Source organism: Streptococcus oralis, from assembly GCF_006175905.1.
In the GTDB taxonomy this organism is placed as follows: Bacteria; Bacillota; Bacilli; order Lactobacillales; family Streptococcaceae; genus Streptococcus; species Streptococcus oralis_BG.
In genome coordinates this window covers 40,064-62,317 of record NZ_SSNB01000001.1, presented here as the reverse complement: position 1 = coordinate 62,317, position 22,254 = coordinate 40,064, and the positions used below count along the sequence as shown (strand labels likewise).

25 protein-coding genes, 2 tRNA genes and 1 other RNA gene are annotated in these 22,254 nt (G+C 41.7%); 20 read left to right on the top strand and 8 right to left on the bottom strand.

Going from position 1 to position 22,254, the window contains the following annotated elements; all coding sequences use genetic code 11:
- Nucleotides 1–203 precede the first annotated feature (203 nt).
- The 4 genes from E7Y33_RS00355 to E7Y33_RS00340 all read left to right on the top strand — a co-directional run bounded on the left by E7Y33_RS00355 (nucleotide 204) and on the right by E7Y33_RS00340 (nucleotide 4,124).
- A complete protein-coding gene (locus E7Y33_RS00355) occupies nucleotides 204–575 on the top strand; it encodes a GFA family protein (RefSeq protein ID WP_000912017.1) in 372 nt (123 codons plus the stop codon).
- Nucleotides 576–610: 35 nt separating this feature from the next.
- Nucleotides 611–1,528 (top strand): glycine--tRNA ligase subunit alpha, encoded by a 918-nt coding sequence (glyQ, locus tag E7Y33_RS00350; protein WP_000038733.1) that lies wholly within the window; start codon nucleotides 611–613, stop codon nucleotides 1,526–1,528.
- 260 nt (nucleotides 1,529–1,788) lie between these two features.
- Nucleotides 1,789–3,825, top strand: coding sequence for a glycine--tRNA ligase subunit beta (gene glyS / locus E7Y33_RS00345; RefSeq protein ID WP_139689318.1), 2,037 nt, complete (start codon nucleotides 1,789–1,791; stop codon nucleotides 3,823–3,825).
- A 41-nt stretch (nucleotides 3,826–3,866) separates the two neighbouring features.
- A complete protein-coding gene (locus E7Y33_RS00340; RefSeq protein ID WP_139689317.1) occupies nucleotides 3,867–4,124 on the top strand; it encodes a DUF896 family protein in 258 nt (85 codons plus the stop codon).
- A gap of 81 nt (nucleotides 4,125–4,205) precedes the next feature.
- Here the strand turns inward: E7Y33_RS00340 and E7Y33_RS00335 are convergent, their stop codons facing one another.
- The 3 genes from E7Y33_RS00335 to E7Y33_RS00325 are packed head-to-tail and all read right to left on the bottom strand — an operon-like array spanning nucleotide 4,206 to nucleotide 7,021.
- Nucleotides 4,206–5,450 (bottom strand): NAD(P)H-dependent oxidoreductase, encoded by a 1,245-nt coding sequence (locus tag E7Y33_RS00335; RefSeq protein ID WP_139689316.1) that lies wholly within the window; start codon nucleotides 5,448–5,450, stop codon nucleotides 4,206–4,208.
- Between the two features lie 17 nt (nucleotides 5,451–5,467).
- Nucleotides 5,468–6,073, bottom strand: coding sequence for an NADPH-dependent FMN reductase (locus E7Y33_RS00330; RefSeq protein WP_000915935.1), 606 nt, complete (start codon nucleotides 6,071–6,073; stop codon nucleotides 5,468–5,470).
- An 18-nt stretch (nucleotides 6,074–6,091) separates the two neighbouring features.
- Complete coding sequence (locus E7Y33_RS00325; protein ID WP_139689758.1) at nucleotides 6,092–7,021, bottom strand: FAD:protein FMN transferase; 930 nt, start codon at nucleotides 7,019–7,021, stop codon at nucleotides 6,092–6,094.
- Nucleotides 7,022–7,328: 307 nt separating this feature from the next.
- Between E7Y33_RS00325 and nox the strand changes: the two genes are divergently transcribed.
- The 3 genes from nox (at nucleotide 7,329) to pdxT (ending at nucleotide 10,317) form a co-directional block, all read left to right on the top strand.
- A complete protein-coding gene (gene nox, locus E7Y33_RS00320) occupies nucleotides 7,329–8,708 on the top strand; it encodes a H2O-forming NADH oxidase (RefSeq protein WP_000036761.1) in 1,380 nt (459 codons plus the stop codon).
- 151 nt (nucleotides 8,709–8,859) lie between these two features.
- On the top strand, nucleotides 8,860–9,735 hold the full coding sequence (gene pdxS, locus E7Y33_RS00315; RefSeq protein WP_070568986.1) for a pyridoxal 5'-phosphate synthase lyase subunit PdxS: 876 nt from the start codon (nucleotides 8,860–8,862) through the stop codon (nucleotides 9,733–9,735).
- Nucleotides 9,736–10,317, top strand: coding sequence for a pyridoxal 5'-phosphate synthase glutaminase subunit PdxT (gene pdxT / locus E7Y33_RS00310; RefSeq protein WP_139689315.1), 582 nt, complete (start codon nucleotides 9,736–9,738; stop codon nucleotides 10,315–10,317). It abuts the gene before it with no gap.
- 19 nt (nucleotides 10,318–10,336) lie between these two features.
- Here pdxT and trhA read toward each other — a convergent pair whose 3' ends face one another.
- Together trhA and E7Y33_RS00300 are read right to left on the bottom strand one after the other, a co-directional pair.
- The gene (gene trhA, locus E7Y33_RS00305) at nucleotides 10,337–10,984 is read right to left on the bottom strand and encodes a PAQR family membrane homeostasis protein TrhA (protein WP_001097972.1); all 648 of its coding nucleotides are present in this window, start codon (nucleotides 10,982–10,984) and stop codon (nucleotides 10,337–10,339) included.
- Nucleotides 10,981–11,427 carry a DUF1836 domain-containing protein gene (locus E7Y33_RS00300; protein ID WP_139689314.1) on the bottom strand — a complete coding sequence of 149 codons (447 nt, stop codon included), beginning with the start codon at nucleotides 11,425–11,427 and terminating at the stop codon, nucleotides 10,981–10,983. The genes trhA and E7Y33_RS00300 overlap by 4 nt, the downstream gene beginning before the upstream one ends.
- Before the next feature lie 134 nt (nucleotides 11,428–11,561).
- Between E7Y33_RS00300 and E7Y33_RS00295 the strand changes: the two genes are divergently transcribed.
- From E7Y33_RS00295 to trxB, 7 genes are all read left to right on the top strand, one after another.
- Nucleotides 11,562–12,056, top strand: coding sequence for a GNAT family N-acetyltransferase (locus E7Y33_RS00295; RefSeq protein ID WP_139689313.1), 495 nt, complete (start codon nucleotides 11,562–11,564; stop codon nucleotides 12,054–12,056).
- Entirely contained in the window at nucleotides 12,053–12,568 is a 516-nt protein-coding gene (locus E7Y33_RS00290) for a methylated-DNA--[protein]-cysteine S-methyltransferase (protein WP_139689312.1), read from the top strand. The genes E7Y33_RS00295 and E7Y33_RS00290 overlap by 4 nt, the downstream gene beginning before the upstream one ends.
- A 12-nt stretch (nucleotides 12,569–12,580) precedes the next feature.
- Nucleotides 12,581–12,937 (top strand): arsenate reductase family protein, encoded by a 357-nt coding sequence (locus E7Y33_RS00285; protein WP_139689311.1) that lies wholly within the window; start codon nucleotides 12,581–12,583, stop codon nucleotides 12,935–12,937.
- Between the two features lie 156 nt (nucleotides 12,938–13,093).
- Entirely contained in the window at nucleotides 13,094–13,894 is an 801-nt protein-coding gene (locus E7Y33_RS00280; protein WP_139689310.1) for an amino acid ABC transporter permease, read from the top strand.
- Complete coding sequence (locus tag E7Y33_RS00275; RefSeq protein WP_139689309.1) at nucleotides 13,894–14,637, top strand: amino acid ABC transporter ATP-binding protein; 744 nt, start codon at nucleotides 13,894–13,896, stop codon at nucleotides 14,635–14,637. The genes E7Y33_RS00280 and E7Y33_RS00275 overlap by 1 nt, the downstream gene beginning before the upstream one ends.
- Nucleotides 14,638–14,714: 77 nt before the next feature.
- Entirely contained in the window at nucleotides 14,715–14,939 is a 225-nt protein-coding gene (locus tag E7Y33_RS00270; protein ID WP_000924294.1) for a DUF4059 family protein, read from the top strand.
- Between the two features lie 65 nt (nucleotides 14,940–15,004).
- Complete coding sequence (gene trxB / locus E7Y33_RS00265) at nucleotides 15,005–15,916, top strand: thioredoxin-disulfide reductase (protein ID WP_139689308.1); 912 nt, start codon at nucleotides 15,005–15,007, stop codon at nucleotides 15,914–15,916.
- 36 nt (nucleotides 15,917–15,952) lie between these two features.
- On the opposite strand, the gene rlmB is transcribed toward trxB, so the two are convergent.
- Both rlmB and def read right to left on the bottom strand, forming a co-directional pair.
- Nucleotides 15,953–16,681 carry a 23S rRNA (guanosine(2251)-2'-O)-methyltransferase RlmB gene (gene rlmB, locus E7Y33_RS00260; protein ID WP_139689307.1) on the bottom strand — a complete coding sequence of 243 codons (729 nt, stop codon included), beginning with the start codon at nucleotides 16,679–16,681 and terminating at the stop codon, nucleotides 15,953–15,955.
- Nucleotides 16,682–16,725: 44 nt separating this feature from the next.
- Nucleotides 16,726–17,337: a peptide deformylase gene (gene def, locus E7Y33_RS00255; RefSeq protein WP_042767740.1), complete on the bottom strand. Its 612-nt coding sequence runs from the start codon at nucleotides 17,335–17,337 to the stop codon at nucleotides 16,726–16,728.
- Between the two features lie 155 nt (nucleotides 17,338–17,492).
- Here def and E7Y33_RS00250 point away from each other — a divergent pair, with 155 nt between their 5' ends.
- The 6 genes from E7Y33_RS00250 (at nucleotide 17,493) to E7Y33_RS00225 (ending at nucleotide 21,916) form a co-directional block, all read left to right on the top strand.
- Nucleotides 17,493–18,812 (top strand): CapA family protein, encoded by a 1,320-nt coding sequence (locus E7Y33_RS00250; RefSeq protein WP_139689306.1) that lies wholly within the window; start codon nucleotides 17,493–17,495, stop codon nucleotides 18,810–18,812.
- 23 nt (nucleotides 18,813–18,835) lie between these two features.
- Nucleotides 18,836–19,663 carry an HAD family hydrolase gene (locus tag E7Y33_RS00245; protein ID WP_139689305.1) on the top strand — a complete coding sequence of 276 codons (828 nt, stop codon included), beginning with the start codon at nucleotides 18,836–18,838 and terminating at the stop codon, nucleotides 19,661–19,663.
- 1 nt (nucleotide 19,664) lies between these two features.
- Nucleotides 19,665–20,300: an SGNH/GDSL hydrolase family protein gene (locus tag E7Y33_RS00240; protein ID WP_139689304.1), complete on the top strand. Its 636-nt coding sequence runs from the start codon at nucleotides 19,665–19,667 to the stop codon at nucleotides 20,298–20,300.
- Nucleotides 20,301–20,358: 58 nt separating this feature from the next.
- Nucleotides 20,359–20,706, top strand: a transfer-messenger RNA (tmRNA) gene (gene ssrA, locus E7Y33_RS00235).
- 71 nt (nucleotides 20,707–20,777) lie between these two features.
- Nucleotides 20,778–20,865 (top strand) — tRNA-Ser (locus E7Y33_RS00230).
- Nucleotides 20,866–20,944: 79 nt separating this feature from the next.
- Nucleotides 20,945–21,916 carry a hypothetical protein gene (locus E7Y33_RS00225; RefSeq protein ID WP_139689303.1) on the top strand — a complete coding sequence of 324 codons (972 nt, stop codon included), beginning with the start codon at nucleotides 20,945–20,947 and terminating at the stop codon, nucleotides 21,914–21,916.
- 169 nt (nucleotides 21,917–22,085) lie between these two features.
- Here E7Y33_RS00225 and E7Y33_RS00220 read toward each other — a convergent pair.
- Nucleotides 22,086–22,173: transfer RNA gene (locus tag E7Y33_RS00220), tRNA-Ser, on the bottom strand.
- Nucleotides 22,174–22,254: the final 81 nt, after the last annotated feature.

Below are 22,254 nucleotides of genomic sequence, written 5' to 3'. Positions count from 1 at the left end.
TGGCGTTCTTCAAGCGAGCTTGGGACAGTGGGAGCCAAGTAGAACAAGCTAAGAAACTGGCGCTTTCTGTCGTATTTTTTTAAAAAAAATGAAGTAATAAATTAGGGTGGAACCGCGTTTCTGACGCCCCTAGTCGCAAGGCTTGGGTGTTGAAATTCGGTTCTTTTTGAATTTCGTCTAATGCCTAAGTAGAAAGGAGCATAATGCTTAAAGGATCTTGTTTATGCAAAGCAGTAACCTACACTTTAGATGAGGAATTGTCGGAATTAGTTTTTTGCCACTGCTCATTCTGTCGGAAAGCAACTGCGTCTGCCTATACAGTGAATGCCAAAGTTAGTAGTAAAAACCTAGTATTGCATGGAAAAGAACAGTTGGTTACCTATAGTTCATCTCCAGGAAAACAACGCTATTACTGTCAGAACTGTCATAGTCAAATTTTCACTGCTCAAGAAAATATACCAGAAGTCTGTGCTTTGAAACTAGGTACAATAGACGAATGCGATCAGAATTTACAAACTGTTCCCAAACGTCATATTTTTCAGGACCCAGCTTTTTCTTGGTTACTTGATGAATAAAGCTAAAAAGATAATATAAATTAAAGGAGTAAACAATGTCTAAGAAATTAACATTTCAAGAAATTATTTTGACTTTGCAACAATTTTGGAATGACCAAGGTTGTATGCTCATGCAGGCTTATGATAATGAAAAAGGTGCGGGAACTATGAGTCCTTACACCTTCCTTCGTGCCATCGGGCCTGAGCCATGGAATGCGGCTTATGTAGAGCCATCACGCCGTCCTGCTGACGGTCGCTACGGGGAAAACCCTAACCGTCTTTACCAACACCACCAATTCCAAGTGGTCATGAAGCCTTCTCCATCAAATATTCAAGAACTTTACCTTGAATCTTTGGAAAAATTGGGAATTAATCCTTTGGAGCACGATATCCGTTTTGTTGAGGACAACTGGGAAAACCCATCAACTGGTTCAGCTGGTCTTGGTTGGGAAGTTTGGCTTGATGGGATGGAAATCACTCAGTTTACTTATTTCCAACAAGTCGGTGGATTGGCAACAGGTCCTGTGACTGCGGAAGTTACCTATGGTTTGGAGCGTTTGGCTTCTTACATCCAAGAAGTAGACTCTGTCTATGATATTGAGTGGGCTGATGGTGTAAAATACGGAGAAATCTTTATCCAGCCTGAGTATGAGCACTCAAAATATTCATTTGAAATTTCGGACCAAGAAATGTTGCTGGAAAACTTTGATAAGTTTGAAAAAGAAGCTGGTCGCGCCTTGGAAGAAGGTTTGGTTCACCCTGCCTATGACTATGTTCTCAAATGTTCACACACCTTTAACCTACTTGATGCGCGTGGTGCTGTATCCGTAACCGAACGCGCAGGCTATATCGCTCGTATTCGTAACTTGGCCCGTGTCGTAGCTAAAACCTTTGTCGCAGAACGCAAGCGCCTGGGTTATCCACTCTTGGATGAAGCAACACGAGCTAAACTCCTAGCAGAAGACGCAGAATAGTAAGTAATACTGTGATCTAAAATCATTAAAGGCAAGTTGAAGACTTGCTAAAGGGATATGCACCGCCGTACTGTTATGTGGGGATTTTTGAAACCTTGGGTTCAAAAATCAGTCAGCTAAATCCACTTTGATGAGACTGTTGGAAATCTTAGTTTATTTGGTATAAGATTTCCTTACAGACTCACAAAAGTTAGTTAGCGACGTCCCCAGTACCTAAGGTGCATATCAAAAAAGATTGAAGAAAATGTAAAGGAAAAAACATGACAAAAAACTTATTAGTAGAACTCGGTCTTGAAGAGTTACCAGCCTACGTAGTAACTCCTAGTGAAAAACAACTAGGTGAAAAAATGGCAACCTTCCTCAAGGAAAACCGCCTGTCCTTTGAAGACATTCAAACCTTCTCAACACCCCGTCGTTTGGCTGTTCGTGTGACTGGTCTTGCAGACAAACAGTCTGATTTGACAGAAGATTTCAAGGGTCCAGCAAAGAAAATTGCTTTGGATAGTGATGGAAACTTCACCAAAGCAGCCCAAGGATTTGTCCGTGGAAAAGGATTGACAGTTGAAGATATCGAATTCCGTGAAATCAAGGGTGAAGAATACGTCTATGTTACCAAGGAAGAAGTGGGTCAAGCAGTTGAAGCCATTGTTCCAGGTGTAGTAGACGTCTTGAAGTCACTGACTTTCCCTGTCAGCATGCACTGGGCTAACAACACCTTTGAATACATCCGCCCTGTACACACTTTGACAGTTCTCTTGGACGAGCAAGAGTTTGACTTGGATTTCCTTGATATCAAGGGCGGTCGTGTAAGCCGCGGTCATCGTTTCTTGGGACAAGAAACTAAGATTCAGTCAGCATTGAGCTATGAAGAAGATCTTCGTAAGCAGTTTGTAATCGCGGATCCTCGTGAACGTGAGCAAATGATTGTTGACCAAATCAAATCAATCGAAGCTGAACATGGTGTAGGTATCGAAATTGATGCGGATTTGCTTAATGAAGTCTTGAACTTGGTTGAATACCCAACTGCCTTCATGGGAAGTTTTGACGCCAAATACCTTGAAGTGCCAGAAGAGGTCTTGGTGACTTCGATGAAGGAACACCAACGCTACTTCGTTGTCCGTGATCAAGACGGTAAACTCTTGCCAAACTTCATTTCAGTCCGTAACGGAAACGCAGAGCATTTGGAAAATGTTATCAAGGGAAATGAAAAAGTCTTGGTTGCCCGCTTGGAAGACGGAGAATTCTTCTGGCGTGAGGACCAAAAATTGGTTATTTCTGACCTTGTTGAAAAATTGAACCATGTGACCTTCCACGAAAAGATTGGTTCTCTTCGTGAACACATGATTCGTACTGGTCAGATTGCCATTCTCTTGGCAGAAAAAGCTGGCTTGTCAGTGGATGAAACAGTTGACCTTGCTCGTGCAGCAGCCATTTACAAGTTTGACTTGTTGACGGGGATGGTTGGTGAGTTTGATGAGCTCCAAGGGATTATGGGTGAGAAATATGCCCTCCTTGCTGGGGAAACTCCAGCAGTTGCAGCAGCGATTCGTGAACACTACATGCCGACAGCTGCTGACGGAGCTCTTCCAGAGAGCAAGGTGGGAGCCATTCTAGCCATCGCTGATAAATTGGATACGATTTTGAGTTTCTTCTCAGTTGGCTTGATTCCATCAGGTTCTAATGACCCTTATGCCCTTCGTCGTGCGACGCAAGGTGTAGTTCGTATCTTGGATGCTTTTGGTTGGCACATTGCTATGGATGAGCTGATCGATAGCCTTTACAGTTTGAAATTTGACAGCTTGACTTATGCAAATAAAGCAGAGGTTATGGACTTTATCAAGGCTCGTGTTGATAAGATGATGGGGTCAACTCCGAAAGACATCAAGGAAGCAGTCCTTGCAAGTTCGAACTTTGTTGTGGCGGATATGCTGGAAGTAGCAAGTGCTCTTGTCGAAGCGAGCAAGGAAGAAGACTTCAAACCATCTGTCGAATCCCTCTCACGTGCTTTCAACTTGGCAGAAAAAGCAGAAGGAACTGATACTGTTGATCCTGCTCTCTTTGAGAATGAAGAAGAGAAAGCCTTGGCAGAAGCCGTAGAATCACTTGTTTTGTCAGGAACTGCAAGTCAGCAATTAGAACAACTCTTTGCGCTTAGCCCAGTAATTGATGCTTTCTTTGAAAATACCATGGTAATGGCCGAAGATCAGGCTGTCCGTCAAAATCGTTTGGCAATCTTATCGCAACTAACCAAGAAAGCAGCTAAGCTCGCTCGTTTTAACCAAATCAATACTAAATAAACTCAGTCGAACGGACTGTATCTTGTTACAAAGGAGAAGAAATGGATCCGAAAAAAATAGCTCGTATCAATGAGCTTGCTAAAAAGAAAAAAACAGAAGGTCTAACTTCTGCTGAAAAAGTGGAACAAGCTAAGCTTCGTGAGGAATACATCGAAGGCTATCGTCGTTCAGTTCGTCACCACGTCGAGGGTATCAAAATCGTGGATGAACAAGGAAACGACGTCACACCAGAAAAACTACGTCAGGTACAACGTGAAAAAGGTTTACACGGCCGTAGTTTAGATGATCCTAACTCATAAAACGAAAGGGGTTTGTAGATGATTTGCAAGCCCCTTTTCTGTTGTAATAAAAAAGGAGCCAAGTGGCTCCTTTTTGGTTTCTTAGTTGCTTGCACCAGAAGTAGCGTCAGCGTTACCACCGTGGCCTCCAGCATCACCTGAATCAGAAGCACCAGAAGTAGCATCGGCGTCTCCATGACCTCCAGCAGCAGGAGCGAATGGCCCACTACCACCTACCAAACGTTGCCCAGTCTCTTTTAGGTACCAGTCAAGCCATGGTTGGAAGTTAAAGACGATTTCATTGATACCAGCGTATGATCCATCAGGATAGTACATTGCTTGGTAGTTGTGGGTGTTGATGACACCTGCAGGAGAACCCGGAACGATCGTACGGACGTATTCTTGGTTTCCGTTGCGAAGTGTTCCGATAACCCACTCTACATTCTTCATGCGTGCTGGCGGAAGAGAACCATGAACAGTTGACATACGGCTACCTGATTGAGGTGGTACACGTTTGGCAAACATAGTGTCTGGATCTTGGTGAGCGTTGTTGTAGTAAAGGAATTGGTTGTTGTCGTCAGCGTATGTCAATTCAAATGGCATAGCTTTCAAGAACATATCGATTTGGTTAACTGTCAGGATACCGTGGTCCAATTTGACATAGGTATCACCAGAAACAGCGCCAGTGATTGCTGCAACTTTTTCTACCCATTCTGGATCGTCAGGGTCAACTTCTGTAATGGTTGTAGCAATTGGTTTTCCACAATCCAAGTCTTCTGGTTCGATTGGTTTTGGTTTTTTCAATTTCGAAACGACTCCTACATATTTAACAAAGTTATCTAAGCAAGTTTCAAGGAATTTAACAGTTCCTTCGTTGGTGATGTTTCCATTGTTATCAAAAGCTTCTTTGGCTTTACCAAGAAGGAATTCATTACCTGGAAGTGTGTAGGCATTGACACCAGGAGCGTCAAGGATCTTACGAAGGTGAACTTGGGCACGTGAAGTTCCTTGGTCGTAGTATGATGCTCCCACAATCATAACAGGCTTGTTTTCAAATGGATGAACTTCGTATGAAAGCCATTCAAGTACAGATTTGAGTGAAGCTGAGATAGTGTGGTTGTGCTCAGGAGTGGCGATAATGACACCATCAGCACGTGTAATCTTGTTATACAAGAAACGCAATTGGAAACTTTCGTCCCATTTTTCGTCTTGGTTAAACATTGGAACTTCGTCAATTTCAAGAACTTCTAATTCAAATTTGAATTTGAAATTGCGACGAATAAATTCCAAGAGTTTGCGGTTATATGATTGATCGTAGTTTGATCCAACAAGTCCAACAAATTTCATTCTTTCGGTCTCCTATCTTACAAATTTTCCCAGTCAAATTCTTCTGCATCTTTGCGAAGCAATTCTTGCGCATTGCGCAATTTTTCAGTAATCTTCACAAAGATACGGAAGTCATCAAAGATGGCATCCAATTTCTTGATGACGTCAAGGTCAACCAAGTCACCACTTGGGTTAAATGCTTGAAGAGAGTGAGAAAGCAAGAATTCATCTGGTAAAACATTTGCCTTGATTTCAGGAGCGTTCAAGATTTGACGAAGTTGCAATTGGGCACGAGATGAACCAAGTGTACCGTAAGAAGCACCAGTGATCATGATTGGTTTGTTCAAAAGTGGGTAGATACCGTAAGATAGCCAAGCAAGAGCGCTCATCAAAACTGCAGGGATAGAGTGGTCGTACTCAGGAGTACCGATAATCACACCATCAGCTTCTTCAATTTTAGCTGCAATCTCAAGAATTTCAGCTGGAAGTTGCTTATCTGCTGGTTTGTTGAAAACAGGGATATCCTTGATTTCAACGAGTTCAATTTCAGCTTTATCAGCAAAGTGTTTTTGCATGTATTGGAGCAATTGGCGGTTTGTAGAACGTTTAGAGTTCGTTCCAACAATGGCAATAAGTTTTAGCATGAGATTTCCTTTCTCTTTTTACATAATACAATTTTGAAGGCCTGAAGAACATGCAAGGCGTCCCTCTTTGTCTATGAGGATGGCTTCAATTCCATCTATACTTTCGACTTGCCAGAGGATAGAAGCACTTCGTTCTCCGAAAAGGCGCGTTGTCCAAATCTCACCATCGACGGATTTATCTGAGACAATCGTTAGGCTAGCGAGATCGGTTTCGACAGGGAATCCTGTCTCACTATCAAAGATATGGTGATAGTCTTTTCCATCTACTGTCAGGTGGCGTTCATAGATACCTGAAGTGACAACAGATTTGTTAGAAGCAGGGATAGTTAGGAGATGATTGCCACGAGGATTTCGCGGATCTTGAATCCCAATCTGCCAGGCTTTCCCTTCTTTGGCTTGGTTGTTCCCGATGGTGAGGATATTTCCTCCGAGATTGATCAAGGCAGAGGTGACACCGTGTTTTTTCAAATACTGGGCAACCTTATCTGCACTATAGCCTTTAGCTAAGCAACCTAAATCAAGTTTCATTCCCTTTTTCTCTAAATAGACAGTAGAGTTAGTCGGATCCAACTTGATAAAATGCGGGTCAACTAGAGGCAAGACAGCTTCGATTTCGTTTAGCTCTGGGAGTCGGGCATCTGAAAAGCCGATTCGCCAGGTTTGAATCAAGGGGCCAATACTGATATTGAGATGGCTAGATGGAGCTAGGCTATGCTCCAGTCCAAGAGCAATCAGTTCAAATAGGTCAGGATGAACCTTAACAGGTGCGATTCCAGCCTGGTAGTTGATTTCCATCAGTTCGGATTCTCGACTATTGGCGTTGAAGCGGTATTCGAGCTCCTTGAGTAAATCAAAGGCTCCTTGAAGTAGGCAATCAGCCTGTTCATCTACTAATGAAATCGTGATAGTTGTTCCCATTAGCCGTTCAGAACGTGAATGAAGAGGCAAGCTACCAGCTCCTTTCTCTTTATAGGAAATCATTCAATATAAGGTCGTTAAAGAAAAATTAAACCCCTTACATTTTCTTTCCATGTATCTAGCATATCATAAAGTCAGCGTTTTCACAAATAAATTTTGACAAAAAGTCAAGAAATATGCTCAGAATTAATATGAAAACGATAGAAAAATTAGATTTATCAATGTTAAGTGTATTTTTTTCTGAAAAAAAGAGAATTCTGAGCAAATACCTTGTAAACGCTAACAGTAAATGATATACTAGAAAGGTAAATCAAAAATTAAAGGTAGGAATTTTTCTATGAGTAAAATCGTTGTAGTTGGTGCTAACCACGCTGGTACAGCTTGTATTAATACCATGTTGGACAACTTCGGACATGAGAACGAAATCGTAGTATTTGACCAAAACTCAAATATTTCATTCCTTGGTTGTGGAATGGCGCTTTGGATCGGGGAACAAATTGATGGCCCAGAAGGTCTCTTCTACTCTGATAAAGAAAAGTTGGAAGCAAAAGGTGCTAAAGTTTACATGAACTCACCAGTTCTTTCAATTGACTACGATAACAAAGTTGTGACTGCAGAAGTTGAAGGTAAAGAACACAAAGAGTCTTATGACAAATTGATCTTTGCAACTGGTTCAACTCCAATCTTGCCTCCAATCGAAGGTGTTGAAATCGTTAAGGGCAACCGCGAATTCAAAGCAACTCTTGAAAATGTACAATTTGTTAAATTGTACCAAAACGCTGAAGAAGTTATTGAAAAACTTGAAGACAAGAGCAAACACCTTGAGCGCATTGCCGTTGTTGGTGGTGGTTACATCGGTGTAGAACTTGCCGAAGCTTTCGAGCGTCTTGGAAAAGAAGTTGTGCTTGTCGATATCGTAGACACTGTCTTGAACGGTTACTATGATAAAGATTTTACACAAATGATGGCGAAGAACTTGGAAGACCACAACATCCGCTTGGCTCTTGGTCAAACAGTTAAAGCCATCCAAGGTGATGGAAAAGTTGAACGCTTGGTAACAGACAAAGAAACATTTGATGTAGATATGGTGGTTCTTGCTGTTGGTTTCCGTCCAAACACAGCTCTTGCTGACGGTAAGATTGAACTCTTCCGTAACGGTGCCTTCCTTGTAGATAAGAAACAAGAAACATCTATCCCAGGTGTATACGCTGTTGGTGACTGTGCAACTGTTTATGACAATGCACGTAAAGATACAAGCTACATCGCTCTTGCATCAAACGCTGTACGTACTGGTATCGTTGGTGCTTACAATGCTTGTGGCCATGAATTGGAAGGAATCGGAGTTCAAGGATCAAACGGTATTTCAATCTACGGTCTTCACATGGTTTCAACTGGTTTGACTCTTGAAAAAGCCAAAGCTGCAGGCTATAATGCAACTGAAACTGGATTTAACGATCTTCAAAAACCAGAATTTATAAAACATGACAACCACGAAGTTGCCATCAAGATTGTCTTTGACAAAGACAGCCGCGAAATCCTTGGTGCACAAATGGTGTCACATGATGCTGCTATCAGTATGGGTATCCACATGTTCTCACTTGCTATCCAAGAGCATGTAACAATTGATAAATTGGCATTGACAGACCTATTCTTCTTGCCACACTTTAACAAACCATACAACTACATCACAATGGCTGCTCTTACAGCTGAAAAATAAAAATTGATGAACTATCTGTCCTTAATTGAAGGTCAGATAGTTTTTTAGTCAATCTGTACCCAGACAAATATTGTTTTTCTGTCTTGTACTTCACTCTGTTCTGACTTAAAATGAAATGGTAGCTACCAATACAAATAATGAGGATTAAGAAATGACTGAAAATCGTTATGAACTAAATAAAAACTTGGCACAGATGCTTAAGGGCGGTGTTATCATGGATGTGCAGAACCCTGAACAGGCTCGGATTGCGGAAGCTGCTGGTGCGGCAGCTGTTATGGCCTTGGAGCGGATTCCAGCTGATATTCGGGCAGTTGGCGGGGTTTCCCGTATGAGTGATCCAAAGATGATTAAGGAAATCCAAGAAGCGGTCAGTATTCCAGTGATGGCCAAGGTCAGAATCGGGCATTTTGTAGAAGCTCAGATTTTAGAAGCCATTGAGATCGACTATATCGATGAGAGTGAAGTGCTTTCTCCAGCTGACGACCGTTTTCATGTGGACAAGAAAGAATTTAAAGTTCCTTTTGTCTGTGGGGCTAAGGACTTGGGTGAAGCCTTGCGTCGTATCGCTGAGGGAGCTTCCATGATTCGGACAAAAGGAGAACCGGGTACAGGAGATATCGTCCAAGCCGTTCGCCATATGCGTATGATGAATCAAGAAATTCGCCGCATTCAAAACCTCCGTGAAGATGAGCTCTATGTGGCTGCCAAGGAGTTGCAAGTCCCTGTTGAATTAGTCCAATACGTCCACCAACATGGAAAATTACCAGTTGTCAACTTCGCAGCCGGAGGTGTGGCAACGCCAGCAGATGCGGCCTTGATGATGCAACTGGGGGCAGAAGGCGTCTTTGTCGGTTCAGGTATTTTCAAGTCAGGCGACCCTGTTAAACGAGCAAGTGCTATTGTTAAAGCCGTAACCAACTACCAAAATCCTCAAATTCTGGCTCAAATTTCTGAAGATCTAGGGGAGGCCATGGTTGGTATCAATGAGAATGAAATCCAAATTCTCATGGCTGAGCGAGGAAAATAGATGAAAATCGGAATATTAGCCTTGCAAGGTGCCTTTGAAGAGCATGCTAAAGTGCTAGAAAAGTTAGGTGTTGTTAGTGTTGAAATCAGAAATTTAGATGATTTTCAACAAGTTCAGAGTGACTTATCTGGTTTGATTTTACCTGGAGGGGAATCTACAACCATGGGCAAACTCTTGCGTGACCAGCAGATGCTGATTCCAATCCGAGAAGCGATTTTATCTGGTCTTCCCGTTTTTGGGACCTGTGCAGGTTTAATCTTGCTAGCTAAGGAAATCGTTTCTCAAGAAGAAAGTCATCTAGCGACTATGGACATAGTAGTTGAGCGCAATGCCTATGGACGCCAACTGGGAAGTTTTTATACAGAAGCAGAATGTAAGGGAGTCGGTCAGATTCCCATGACCTTTATCCGTGGACCGATTATCAGCAGTCTTGGAGAGGGTGTAGAAGTTTTAGCAACAGTTGATGATCAAATAGTTGCAGCCCAAGAAAAAAATATGCTGGTAACTTCTTTTCATCCAGAATTGACAGATGATATTCGCTTGCACCAGTATTTTATCAATATGTGTAAAGAAAAAAGTTGAGAAAAGATTCTCAACTTTTTTACATGTAATAAACAATAGCGATATATTGGAGTGCAGATGCTGCTAGGATAAAGAGATGCCAAATCATGTGGAAATAAGGTTTTTTCTTAGCGTAAAATCCAGCTCCAACTGTATAACAGAGTCCGCCAGTTACCATGAGACTCCAGAAAATTGGTGTTGTTTGACTGATAATGGCAGGAATGATAGCCAGAACCAACCAGCCCATGATCAGGTAAAGGGCAAGGCTGAATTTCTCATTGACCTTTTTAGCAAAGATTTTATAAAGGATGCCAAAGATGGTCGTTCCCCACTGAATGGCAATAATGAGATAGCCAAACCAGTTATTCATCAAAGTCAATACGACCGGCGTATAAGAGCCAGCGATAGCCACATAAATCATAGAATGATCGATGATTCGCAAGACGTATTTGTGGGTCGAACCATAGGCCATAGAGTGGTAAATGGTTGACGAGAGGAACATGAGAAATAGACTGATAACAAAGATAGAAACACCAAAAGATGATAAAAACCCATGTGCTTCGTAACTATAGGTGGATGAAATGGGGAGTAAGATGAGCATGATAACTGCCCCCACAGCATGGGTTACGCTATTGGCGATTTCTTCTCCAAAACTGAGTTTTTTACTGAGTTTTAAGCTGGTATTCATTGGATTTCCTCCTCTTCTTTGCTAAGGATTAAGTCTAGAGTTTGATGATAGAGTTTAACTGTTTGGCAGCTGGTTTGAATAATAGGATTCTCTGGATCGATCCCATGGTTCATGTAGTCCACAAAAGCATCGTAGAGCTGGTTTGAGCTTGCATAAGTGTGTAGAGTATTCAGTGTCTGAGCGATTTCTTGGATCGAAAAGACAGATTTGAGAGTAGTGATAGCAATCAAACGGGCAATCTGTTTGCGTTGGTATTTCTTCTTGTCAGGCTTTGTCAGGTAACCATGTTTGACATAGTTATTGACCATAGATGCGGTCAGGCCCTTTTCTTTATCTGGAGAGATAGGGGCGCAGACTTGATTGACATAAACCAAAACCTGATCCAGATAGAGGTCAATGTTTGGAATTTCTTCCCATTTTGGGTAGGAAAAGATAGAATTCATTTCCAACTCCTTTTTATCTAGTTTTAATAACTAGATTATAAAATAATAAAAAACAAAAGTCAAGTTTCAACTGCTTGTAGAAAGTCCTAAATTATGCTATGATGAGAGAAACTAGTCAGAAAAGAGGAGAAAAGATGGAGATTCGTTTAGCTTTTCCAAACGAAGTAGAGGCGATTATGCAGGTGATGGAGGATGCCAAAAAATGCTTAGCCACGTCAGGAAGTGACCAGTGGCAAAATGGCTATCCAAATGCCGACATCATTATTGATGATATTATCTCAGGTCAAGCCTATGTAGCCTTGGAAGAAGGAGAACTGCTAGCCTATGCTGCTGTGACCAAGAGCCCAGAGAAATCCTATGAAGCCATTTATGAAGGGAGTTGGCAGGGGGGAGAATCAGAATATCTGGTCTTTCACCGTATCGCTGTTGCAGCAGATGTCCAAGGACAAGGTGTTGCTCAGACTTTCCTAGAAGGCTTGATTGAAGGTTTTGATTATCTAGATTTTCGTTCAGATACGCATGCAGAAAACAAGGCCATGCAGCATATCTTTGAAAAACTAGGCTTCCAACAGGTTGGTAAGGTTCCAGTTGATGGGGAACGTTTGGCCTATCAGAAATTAAAAAAATGAAGCAGAAAAAGTACGCAAAAATGCTCTACCCGTCGCCAATTGGAACCTTATCCTTAGTTGCTGACGAGCAATATCTGTATGGAATTTGGGTGCAGGACCAAACCCATTTTGAGAGAGGTATCGATACGGATGGGATAGAAATCGTAAAGGAACATCCTGTCCTCGACAAAGTTATTTCCTATTTAGATGCTTATTTCGATGGGAGAGTTCAAGACTTGTCTCTCTTGCCCTTGGCTCCCATTGGGACGGATTTTGAAAAGCGAGTCTGGACCTACTTACAGAGTATTCCTTATGGGCAAACAGTGACTTACGGTCAAATAGCTCAAGACTTGCAGGTACCCTCTGCCCAGGCTATTGGCGGAGCAGTAGGGCGTAATCCCTGGTCTATCTTAGTACCTTGTCATCGTGTGCTGGGAGCAGGCAAGCGTCTGACAGGTTATGCTGCAGGAGTGGAAAAGAAAGCTTGGCTCTTGGAGCATGAAGGTGCAGATTTTCAAGAAAATAAAGAATAGAAAGAAAAGAAAATGTTAGAATTTATCGAATATCCAAAATGTTCAACTTGTAAGAAAGCAAAAAATGAACTAGACCAACTCGGACTTGACTACAAAGACGTCCATATTGTAGAAGAAACACCCAGTGAAGAAGTCATTTTAAACTGGTTAGAAACTTCCGGTTTTGAAGTGAAACAATTTTTCAATACCAGCGGGATCAAATATCGTGAACTTGGCTTGAAAGATAAGGTAGGAAGCCTATCCAACCAAGAAGCTGCCAAGCTTCTGGCTAGTGATGGCATGTTGTTAAAACGTCCAATCTTATTGGAAAATGGTGCTGTTAAGCAAATTGGCTATAGAAAATCCTACGGGGAATTGGGCTTGAAATAGTTTTTATCTATCTTCTTGATAGGTAAATTATATAGCCCTCCTGTTTTAAAGTGTGATAAACTAGTAGGTAGACAAAGTCTGCTTTACCCGTAGCAAATAATTTGCTTGCGAGCAGAAGTATGGTAGAATGAATCATTATCAGGAGAGGATGTTTTTATGACTGTTACAACACTTTTAGCATCAGATTGGTACCAGAGCTTGATGCAGCTGATTCCAGACGGTAAGCTCTTTAGCTTGCGTTCGGTTTTTGATGGGATTCCAAGAATTGTACAACAACTTCCCACAACGATCATGTTGACGCTTGGTGGTGCGATTTTTGGCTTGGTGCTAGCCTTGGTTTTTGCCATTGTTAAAATCAATCGTGTTAAGATTTTATATCCCTTGCAGGCATTTTTTGTCAGCTTTTTAAAAGGGACACCGATTTTGGTTCAGCTTATGTTGACCTACTACGGGATTCCACTTGCTCTGAAAGCCCTCAATCAACAATGGGGAACCAGCTTCAATATCAATGCTATTCCAGCAGCAACCTTTGCGATTGTAGCTTTTGCCTTTAATGAGGCGGCTTATGCCAGCGAAACCATTCGTGCAGCTATCCTTTCTGTCAATCCTGGTGAGATTGAAGCGGCACGCAGTCTGGGGATGACCCGTGCGCAAGTTTATCGTCGTGTCATTATTCCTAATGCAGCGGTGGTAGCTACTCCAACCTTGATCAATTCCCTCATCGGTTTGACCAAGGGAACTTCTCTAGCCTTTAGTGCAGGTGTTGTGGAAGTCTTTGCCCAAGCTCAGATTTTGGGTGGAGCCGATTATCGCTATTTTGAGCGTTTCATCTCCGTAGCCCTTGTTTATTGGGTAGTCAATATCGGAATTGAAAGCCTCGGCCGTTTCATCGAGAGAAAAATGGCTATCTCAGCGCCGGATACAGTGTCTACAGATGTGAAAGGAGACCTTCGTTAATGATTAAGATTTCGAATTTAAGCAAATCCTTTTCAGGACAGACAGTCTTGAATCATCTGAACTTGGATATCCAAAAAGGCGAGGTAGTGGCTTTGATTGGTTCATCTGGAGCTGGGAAATCAACCTTTCTTCGAAGTTTAAACTATCTTGAAACTCCAGATAGTGGAACGATTCAGATTGACAATTTTAAAGTTGATTTTTCGCAGATTAGCCAAGAAGAAATCCTAATCCTTCGTCGCAAGTTGTCTATGGTTTTCCAACAGTTTAATTTGTTTGAACGCCGAACAGCTCTTGACAATGTCAAGGAAGGTTTGATTGTCGTTAAAAAATTATCGGACGAGGAAGCAACAAAAATCGCTAAGGAAGAGTTGGCCAAGGTTGGTCTTTCTGACCGTGAAAACCATTACCCTCGCCACTTATCAGGTGGACAGAAGCAACGGGTTGCCCTTGCGCGTGCGCTTGCTATGAAACCAGATGTCTTGCTCTTGGACGAACCCACTTCAGCCCTTGACCCAGAGTTGGTCGGTGAAGTAGAAAAGTCTATTGCAGATGCTGCCAAGTCAGGTCAGACCATGATTTTGGTCAGTCACGATATGTCTTTTGTAGCCCAAGTGGCAGACAAGGTTCTATTCCTAGATAAAGGGAAAATCATCGAGTCTGGCACACCAGATGAAATCATCAATCATCCGAAAGAAGAACGAACAAAAGAATTCTTCGCTAGTTACAAACGGACTTATATTTGATATAATAGAAGAAGGAAAACTCAGTTAGTTGGACTAGCTGAGTTTACTCTTTAAAAAAGATAGAAACGAGAGAGATCATGCTACTGCATTTATTTTCTTTGTATTTCGAGAGTTTGATCTTAACGACCATCCTTGTCGTGATTTTTCTGGGGATTTGGATTGGATTGAGAGCCATGTCTGGTGTGGACAAGACAGCCAAAGCTCGCCAAGCTCATCTATATGATATGATTATGATTGGAGTTTTGGTCGTTCCGGTGTTATCCTTTGCCGTCATGAGTTTGCTCTTGGTTTTCAAGGCATAATCCTTGCGTGACTAGCAAGAATGAGTTAGAATAAAGATAGTTACAACAAGAAAGAAGGAATTGAAATGTACGATACGATTATTATCGGTGCTGGACCTGCGGGAATGACCGCTGCCTTATATGCTGCTCGCAGCAATCTGAAAGTGGCTTTGATAGAAGGTGGTCTGCCAGGCGGGCAAATGAATAACACATCTGATATTGAAAACTATCCAGGTTATGCCAATATCAGTGGACCTGAATTGGCTGAAAAGATGTTTGAACCACTTGAAAACCTTGGAGTGGAGCATCTTTATGGCTATGTTGAAAATATTGAAGACCAGGGTGACTATAAGAAGGTAATCACTGATGATCAAGTTTACGAAACCCGTACTGTCATTGTGGCAACTGGGTCTAAACATCGTCTTTTGGGGGTTCCTGGAGAAGAAGAACTAAATAGCCGAGGCGTTTCTTATTGTGCGGTCTGTGATGGAGCTTTCTTCCGTGACCAAGACTTACTCGTAGTTGGTGGTGGAGATTCTGCGGTAGAAGAAGCCCTCTTCTTAACTCGCTTTGCCAAGACTGTCACTATTGTTCACCGTCGAGATGAACTTCGTGCCCAAAAAGTTTTGCAAGATCGTGCCTTTGCAAATGAGAAAGTCAACTTTATCTGGGATTCTGTTGTCAAGGAGATTAAAGGTGAAAATCGAGTAGAATCTGTCATTTTTGAAAATGTGAAAACGGGTCAAGTAACAGAGCAAGTCTTCGGTGGTGTCTTTATCTATGTTGGTTTGGACCCTGTTAGTGATTTTGTTAAGGATTTGAATATCCAAGACCAGGCAGGTTGGATTGTGACAGACAATCACATGAAAACTAGTGTTGACGGTATCTTTGCGGTTGGTGATGTTCGCCAGAAAGATCTTCGCCAAGTAACAACAGCAGTTGGAGATGGAGCTATCGCTGGTCAAGAAGCTTATAAATTTATTACAGAACATAGTTAAGAAAAAAGTTTCCAATCAAGTGATTGGAAACTTTTTTTATAGTCGGTTTCGGAAAACTTCGTACATGAGAATGGCTGCAGCAACACTGGCATTGAGGCTTTGAACATGACCATTCATCGGAATGGTTATCATTTCATCGACCTGTTTTTTGATGTTGCTGGAGATGCCTTTTCCTTCATTTCCGATGATGAGGGCGATTTTCCCTTTTGTATTCCACTTGTGGCAAGGAGTACCGTTCATATCCGTTCCAAAGGTCCAGAAGCCTTCAGCCTTGAGTTTGTCTAGGGTTTGACTGAGGTTGGTCACTCGGGCAATCGGTACATGCTCAATAGCACCTGTAGCCGTTTTGGCAACGACAGGAGTTACACCGACAGCACGGTGCTTGGGAATGATGACTCCTGAAACATTGGTTGCATCGGCTGTTCGCAAGATAGAACCTAGATTATGGGGGTCAGTTAAGCCGTCCAGAATCAATAGCAAAGGGTTTTCTTCTTGACGCGTTTTGGCAAGAATGTGTTCTAGCTCGCTATAGGCAAATTCAGAAACTCGAAGGACAAATCCTTGATGGACAGCGCCTTCAGTCATTTCAGAGAGGGATTTTTTTGAGGTCCAAGAGATGGAGACCTTTTTTTCAGTAGCCAGTTCCTTGACTTTCTCAACATTCTTACCTCTTAGATCTTCTTGGAGGTAAAGTTTGTTTCCAGTGTTTGCAAGGAGAGCTTCAGTAACGGCATGTACGCCATAGACAATATCATTTGTTTTCATGCCTCTATTATAACACAAAACCCCGTCTTGCAACGGGATTTTCTTTATTCCAGAATCAGTAAACCATCTTTAACAGCAAATGGGTCTTTTTCGTTGATACGATCGTAAAACATGATTCCGTTTAGATGATCAATTTCATGTTGGACAACGATGGAGTTGTAACCTTTGAGCTTGATACGGTGTTTTTCGCCGTCCTTGTCAAAGTAATCAACAGTGACACGAGCATGACGGACAACATAGCCAGGTACGTTTCGGTCAACAGAAAGGCAACCTTCTCCTTCGCCAAGAGCAGCGTCCTGAACAGAGTGGGATACAATTTTTGGATTGTACATAATGGCTTGTAAATCGTAGGCTTCCTGTGGAGTTTCACCTTCTTCTACAATATTTGGGACCAAGACGGCAATAATACGTTTTGAGATATCCAGCTGGGGAGCAGCCAATCCAACACCACCACGCAAGCCCATTTTCTCAGCCATAACAGGATCCTGAGAATGTTTGAGGAATTGCATCATTTTTTCACCAAGGATGATTTCCTGGTCAGACAGTGGGAAAGTGACCTCCTCAGCAACTGCGCGAAGAGTTGGATTCCCCTCGCGGATAATATCGTTCATATCAATTAAGTGAGCAGCTTTTGTAATACGTTCTATTGCAGACATTTTCTCTCCTTTCATTACCTCTACATGATAACACAAAATAGGCGAGAAAGAAAGTCGCAGAAGTTTCTAAAAAATAATATAATAAACGGTATTCATCTTTTGTCTGTGGTATAATAAAAGAAAAGACTTGCACCAAAAAGCAAGGGGGAATAAAGATGGAAAAGCGACAAGATAGACGGTCTCAGGGCTCTCTTTATGGGGTGTGGAGAACTAGTGTGGATTTCTTTCGGAATTATAAATCCTGGACCAATGCCCAGTTTATTATTGTGTTATTGCTTGCAGTTGCCTTATCCATGGGAGGGAACTTATTAGTTCGAGCAGTACAAGGTAGTAAGGGAACGAGTCCTAGTAGTCAAACTCTTGATTCTACAAGTTCCTCTGGTCAATTCAAAGAAAATGATTCTGACGAAAAGACAGCGCGAATCATGGCAAATGGTGACCTCCTCTATCATATCCCTATCTACCGAACAGCTCTAAAAGAAGATGGGACCTATGATTTTCATGAAAATTTTGAGTATGTCAAGCCCTGGCTCAAGCAAGCGGATTTAGTGATTGGTGACTTTGAAGGAACTGTGAACAAGGACCACTATTTGGCAGGTTATCCTCTTTTTAATGCACCTGGTGAGGTAATGGATGCGATCAAGGATGCAGGCTATCAAGTTCTTGACCTGGCTCACAATCACATCCTAGATTCACAGATAGAGGGAGTGGTTTCAACGGCTCAAGCTATTGAAAAGGCTGGAATGACACCCATCGGAGTCTACACACATGAATCCCGAGACCAAGCTCCTATAGTCATCAAGGAAGTCAATGGTATCAAGGTAGCTCTCCTGGCCTATTCCTACGGTTTTAATGGCATTGAGCAGTATATCTCTCAAGAGGACTATAATCGCTATCTTTCTGATTTGAATGAAGATAAGATGAAGGCAGAAATCGAGCGTGCAGAGAAGGAAGCGGATATTACTGTCATCATGCCTCAGATGGGAATTGAGTACCAGCTAGAACCAACGGAAGAACAGAAAACACTGTACCATAAGATGATTGACTGGGGAGCTGATATTATCTTTGGAGGGCATCCTCACGTCGTTGAACCTGCCGAAACAGTTGAAAAAGATGGTGACAAAAAACTGATTATCTATTCCATGGGGAATTTCCTCTCAAACCAGCGCATTGAAACCATGCAAGATGAGGAAAATGCCAAGTGGACGGAGCGCGGTGTTCTCATGGATGTGACCATTAAGAAAAAAGATGGCAAGACTAGGATTGAAACTGCCAAAGCGCATCCTACTTGGGTCAATCGAACACCCAAAGGGACATACTCTCCAGAAGGCTATCCGCTCTTCCTCTATCAGACCTATATCCTAGAGGACTTCATCGAGGGGGGCAGTCACCGTGACAAGTTGGACGAAGAGACCAAGGAACGAATTGACACGGCCTATAAAGAAATGAATGAACATGTAGGGTTGAAGTGGTAGGTGCTCACCCTAAAGGAGATATGATGACGATTAAATTAATTGCAACAGACATGGATGGAACCTTGTTAGACCAGAGAGGTCAACTAGATTTGCCTCGCTTGGAAAAGATTTTAGATCAGCTGGATCAAAGGGATATCCGTTTTGTTATTGCGACAGGGAATGAAGTTCACCGTATGAGGCAATTACTGGAGCACTTGGCGAGTAGAGTAGTTCTAGTCGTTGCCAATGGGGCGCGTATTTTTGAAAATAATAAACTGATTCAAGCGCAGACCTGGGATGATGCTATGGTTGACAAGGCTTTATTTCATTTTAAAGGGAGAGAGTGCCGAGATCAGTTTGTCGTAACAGGTATGAAGGGTGGTTTTGTCAAGAAAGGGACTGTTTTTACAGACCTAGAAAAATTTATGACACCAGAGATGATTGAAAAATTCTATCAACGAATGAATTTTGTGGAAGACTTGCAAGCTGACCTCTTCGGTGGAGTGTTAAAGATGAGCATGGTTGTTGGTGAAGAACGCTCTAGTTCTGTTTTGCAGGAAATCAATGACCTATTTAATGGACGCGTAAGAGCTGTTTCCAGTGGTTATGGGTGCATTGACATCCTCCAAGCTGGGATTCACAAGGCATGGGGATTAGAAGAATTACTCAAGCGCTGGAATTTGAAATCGGAACAAATCATGGCCTTTGGTGATAGTGAAAACGATGTCGAAATGTTAGAGCTGGCTGGAATTGCCTATGCGATGGAAAATGCAGATGATAATGTCAAGGCAGTTGCGACTGCCCTAGCACCAGCTAACAGCCAGGCGGGCGTTTATCAAGTTTTAGAGAATTGGTTAGAGAAAGAGGGATAGGGTGGCAGTACAGTTATTAGAGAATTGGCTCTTAAAGGAGCAGGAAAAAATTCAAACCAAGTATCGTGAATTGAATCAAGTATCTGTTCTAGAGCCAGATATCATCTTTATTGGTGATTCGATAGTGGAATATTACCCTCTTCAAGAGTTGTTTGGGGTTGCCAAGACGATTGTTAATCGTGGCATCCGAGGCTATCAGACGGGGCTTCTACTAGACAATCTTGATGCTCATCTTTATGGTGATGCTGTCGATCAAATTGTTCTCCTAATTGGGACAAATGATATTGGAAAAGATATTCCCATGAATGAAGCCTTGGATAATCTCGAGCGTGTAATCCAATCGATTGCCCGAGATTATCCGCTGTCTCAAATAAAGCTTCTTTCGATACTGCCGGTCAATGAAGGAGAAGAGTACAAGCAGACTGTTTATGTCCGAACCAATGAAAAGATCAGAGAATGGAATCAAGCCTATGAGGCTCTAGCATCCGCCTATATGCAGGTAGATTTTGTGCCGATTTATGATAGTTTGACAGATTCAGAAGGACAACTTCAATCAGCCTATACAACGGATGGCCTCCATCTAAGTGTAGCGGGTTATCAAGCCTTATCAGAAGCCTTAAAAGGGGTTCTTTTCTAAAGAAACGGCTTGATTTTGCATTTTTTTTGAAGATAGGTTATAATAGTTCTAACATCTTGGGGTCGTTACGGATTCGACAGGCATTATGAGGCATATTTTGCAACCCGTGTGGCGACGTAAACGCTCAGTTAAATATAACTGCAAAAAATAACACTTCTTACGCTCTAGCTGCCTAAAAACCAGCAGGCGTGACCTGATTTGGATTGCTCGTGTTCAATGACAGGTCTTATGATTAGCGAGATACGATCAAGCCTTGTCTAGTGGTTTGATAAGAGATTAATAGACTCGCAGTTCCTAGGCTTGAGTTATGTGTCGAGGGACTGTTAAAACAATACATAACCTATGGTTGTAGACAAATATGTTGGCAGGTGTTTGGACGTGGGTTCGACTCCCACCGGCTCCATTATGAACAGGTATACAGTAGATTTTTTCCAAATTGTATCCTTCGTTGTATCCTATTTATTCTAGTATGTTAGTGGAGAATTACTCAAGAGGCTGAAGAGGACGGTTTGCTAAATCGTTAGGTCGGGTAACTGGCGCGGGGGTTCGAATCCCCCATTCTCCGTTAGATAAACCCAGTGTTTTTCTAAACAACTATCCTTGGAGGTGGTCTCCAAGAGTAAATTTTCATAATGAGGTGAAACATGAAAAAGATCAAGTTACTAAGTATCTTAGCACTTTCAACAGTTGTCTTGGGTGCATGTTCTGTATTTTCTAATCAGTCATCTGAAGCATCTTCTGATAACAAGGAGAATACGGAACAAGTTGAGAAGAAAGATGAAGCAGCAGAAGTTAAAGAAAAAGTTACAAAAGATGCTGAAATTCTCTTAGACTCAGTTCTCACTAGCGACTCTAGTCGATTTAAGAAGATTTATGGCGAAACCTATGAAAAATGGACTGAGGCCATTTTTGCAGTGCAAACAAGTGAAAAAATCAAAGAAGAAGGTCTTTCACCTGCATCTACCTACTCAGTACAATGGCACAAAGATTTCCCTGTAGAAACTCCAGAAGAAACCATTTCAGGTTTCTTGAAGATGAAACGCAAGTTATTCCAAGATATCGGTTCTTACACTGTTAAAGATGTGAAGGTTGATGAATCAGGCAATACTGCGACTGTTACTTTTAACTCTAAGAAGTTGCATTCTAAAGGGTTGACTTCATCAATTCGAGAAGTTCTAACAATTCTTATTGGTGGTATCGATAACTTAGGTAAGTACAACCAAGCTGGTTCAAACGTCGACATCAAGCGTTACCAAACATTGGTGACATATTGGATTTACGAACACCTCTTCAGAAAAGATTTTGCTACCTACAGTGATGTAGATGCTGAAGCTGCTCTTACACCTCTTACTACTGGAGATTTTGATACAGAAATCAAATTAACCAAGGATAAGGATGGGAACTGGTTGATTTCTCAAGAAGACTATCGTACATTATCAACTGAGTTAATGGATACTACTGAGGGTTATGATAAGATTGATCGTAAGAACTCTACAAAGTCTAAGAACAAATCTACAGACAAGTCTTCTGATAAATCTTCAGACAAATCTACTGATAAATCAACAGACAAATCAACAGACAAATCAACAGATAAAAAAGATAAAAGCAATATCTAATCCTAAGATTTAAAAGAAAAACAAGTAGTCTTAATAAACTACTTGTTTTTTTATGAATTAGGATACAAAAATGTGGTGTGATAGTTAGAGTAACTCAGCTTTTCATTTCTATATATTGCTCTTAGAACCATAAAAAAACTGCATTGAGGTGCAGTTTTTCTTTATTCTACGGAAGACATGGGATTCGAACCCACGCACGCTGTTACACGCCTACCGCGTTTCCAACACGGCCTCTTAAGCCTCTTGAGTAATCTTCCAATACTTACTCAAATAGTCTACCATAAAGCCACTTATCTTGCAATAAAAATTTTGGAAATAAGAAAAATGATAGAATTTGA

What these genes read in the sequence shown, in the direction of transcription:
- E7Y33_RS00355 (WP_000912017.1), top strand. Translation starts at nt 204, where the DNA reads ATGCTTAAAGGATCTTGTTTATGCAAAGCAGTAACCTACACTTTAGAT.
- glyQ (WP_000038733.1), top strand. Translation starts at nt 611, where the DNA reads ATGTCTAAGAAATTAACATTTCAAGAAATTATTTTGACTTTGCAACAA.
- glyS (WP_139689318.1), top strand. Translation starts at nt 1,789, where the DNA reads ATGACAAAAAACTTATTAGTAGAACTCGGTCTTGAAGAGTTACCAGCC.
- E7Y33_RS00340 (WP_139689317.1), top strand. Translation starts at nt 3,867, where the DNA reads ATGGATCCGAAAAAAATAGCTCGTATCAATGAGCTTGCTAAAAAGAAA.
- E7Y33_RS00335 (WP_139689316.1), bottom strand. Translation starts at nt 5,450, where the DNA reads ATGAAATTTGTTGGACTTGTTGGATCAAACTACGATCAATCATATAAC.
- E7Y33_RS00330 (WP_000915935.1), bottom strand. Translation starts at nt 6,073, where the DNA reads ATGCTAAAACTTATTGCCATTGTTGGAACGAACTCTAAACGTTCTACA.
- nox (WP_000036761.1), top strand. Translation starts at nt 7,329, where the DNA reads ATGAGTAAAATCGTTGTAGTTGGTGCTAACCACGCTGGTACAGCTTGT.
- pdxS (WP_070568986.1), top strand. Translation starts at nt 8,860, where the DNA reads ATGACTGAAAATCGTTATGAACTAAATAAAAACTTGGCACAGATGCTT.
- pdxT (WP_139689315.1), top strand. Translation starts at nt 9,736, where the DNA reads ATGAAAATCGGAATATTAGCCTTGCAAGGTGCCTTTGAAGAGCATGCT.
- trhA (WP_001097972.1), bottom strand. Translation starts at nt 10,984, where the DNA reads ATGAATACCAGCTTAAAACTCAGTAAAAAACTCAGTTTTGGAGAAGAA.
- E7Y33_RS00300 (WP_139689314.1), bottom strand. Translation starts at nt 11,427, where the DNA reads ATGAATTCTATCTTTTCCTACCCAAAATGGGAAGAAATTCCAAACATT.
- E7Y33_RS00295 (WP_139689313.1), top strand. Translation starts at nt 11,562, where the DNA reads ATGGAGATTCGTTTAGCTTTTCCAAACGAAGTAGAGGCGATTATGCAG.
- E7Y33_RS00290 (WP_139689312.1), top strand. Translation starts at nt 12,053, where the DNA reads ATGAAGCAGAAAAAGTACGCAAAAATGCTCTACCCGTCGCCAATTGGA.
- E7Y33_RS00285 (WP_139689311.1), top strand. Translation starts at nt 12,581, where the DNA reads ATGTTAGAATTTATCGAATATCCAAAATGTTCAACTTGTAAGAAAGCA.
- E7Y33_RS00280 (WP_139689310.1), top strand. Translation starts at nt 13,094, where the DNA reads ATGACTGTTACAACACTTTTAGCATCAGATTGGTACCAGAGCTTGATG.
- E7Y33_RS00275 (WP_139689309.1), top strand. Translation starts at nt 13,894, where the DNA reads ATGATTAAGATTTCGAATTTAAGCAAATCCTTTTCAGGACAGACAGTC.
- E7Y33_RS00270 (WP_000924294.1), top strand. Translation starts at nt 14,715, where the DNA reads ATGCTACTGCATTTATTTTCTTTGTATTTCGAGAGTTTGATCTTAACG.
- trxB (WP_139689308.1), top strand. Translation starts at nt 15,005, where the DNA reads ATGTACGATACGATTATTATCGGTGCTGGACCTGCGGGAATGACCGCT.
- rlmB (WP_139689307.1), bottom strand. Translation starts at nt 16,681, where the DNA reads ATGAAAACAAATGATATTGTCTATGGCGTACATGCCGTTACTGAAGCT.
- def (WP_042767740.1), bottom strand. Translation starts at nt 17,337, where the DNA reads ATGTCTGCAATAGAACGTATTACAAAAGCTGCTCACTTAATTGATATG.
- E7Y33_RS00250 (WP_139689306.1), top strand. Translation starts at nt 17,493, where the DNA reads ATGGAAAAGCGACAAGATAGACGGTCTCAGGGCTCTCTTTATGGGGTG.
- E7Y33_RS00245 (WP_139689305.1), top strand. Translation starts at nt 18,836, where the DNA reads ATGACGATTAAATTAATTGCAACAGACATGGATGGAACCTTGTTAGAC.
- E7Y33_RS00225 (WP_139689303.1), top strand. Translation starts at nt 20,945, where the DNA reads ATGAAAAAGATCAAGTTACTAAGTATCTTAGCACTTTCAACAGTTGTC.